A 906-nucleotide genomic window follows, 5' to 3' on the forward strand; every position below is an offset into this window, starting at 1 on the left:
CGATCGCCATTGTTCAACCGGGTCGGCGACTTCTATCGGCACCACGGGACCTGCTCGCAGACCTTCCGCAAGTATTACAATCGCTATCTGCAGAGCGGCGATGAAGCGGACCTGCTGCCGCGGCGGCGCGGCCCGAAGTGGCGGGAACGGCGCGAGCCGGAAGGGATCGAGGCGGAGATCGTCGCCCATCGCAAGCGGGGGATGAACCGCTATGAGATTCATGCGGTCTTGCGCGAGACGCGCGACACGGTACCTTCGCCGATCACGATCTATCGGGTGCTGAGGCGCTACCGCTTGAACCGCCGCACGCCGGCGATGCGCGAGGAGAAACGCCGTATTATCAAGGACAAGCTCGGGGAGCTGGGCCACGTCGATCTGCATCAATTGCCGCGCGATATGTTCCTCGCGCCACCCCCAGTCACGGCCTACATCATCAGCCTGATCGACAGCTGCTCGCGTCTGGCCTGGGCCGAGGTCCTAACCTCCAAGAAGGCGCTGCCGGTCATGTTCAAGACCCTGAAGATGATCAATACCCTCAACCTCACTTACGGGCTCGTCTTCCAGGAGATCCTATCCGACAACGGCGCCGAGTTCGCTGCCCGCACTAAGCCGGACGAGCATCCATTCGAGGCCATGCTGCTCGAGCTTGGCATCAAACACCGCTACACCCGGCCCTATCGGCCACAGACCAATGGCAAGGTCGAACGCTTCTGGCGCACCCTCGATGACGACGTCATCGACGGCGCGACCTTCGACAATCTCGACCACTTCGCCAACGAACTGTTCGACTATCTCGTATACTACAACAACCACAGACCCCATCAGGCCTTGGCAGGACAAACTCCCAAGGCCTTCGCCGCTACCAAGACCACCGCGATCCAATCAGCGAATTATTGAACATCGACA

1 protein-coding gene is annotated in these 906 nt (G+C 60.6%); it reads left to right on the forward strand.

Annotated elements, in window-relative coordinates; translation table 11 throughout:
* Positions 1 to 897, forward strand: an 897-nt coding sequence (locus IVA78_RS24765) for an integrase core domain-containing protein (RefSeq protein WP_247468362.1), incomplete at its 5' end; no start/stop codon positions are given.
* Between the last annotated feature and the right edge of the window lie 9 nt (positions 898 to 906).

Source organism: Bradyrhizobium sp. 137 (assembly GCF_023074095.1).
In the GTDB taxonomy this organism is placed as follows: domain Bacteria; phylum Pseudomonadota; class Alphaproteobacteria; order Rhizobiales; family Xanthobacteraceae; genus Bradyrhizobium.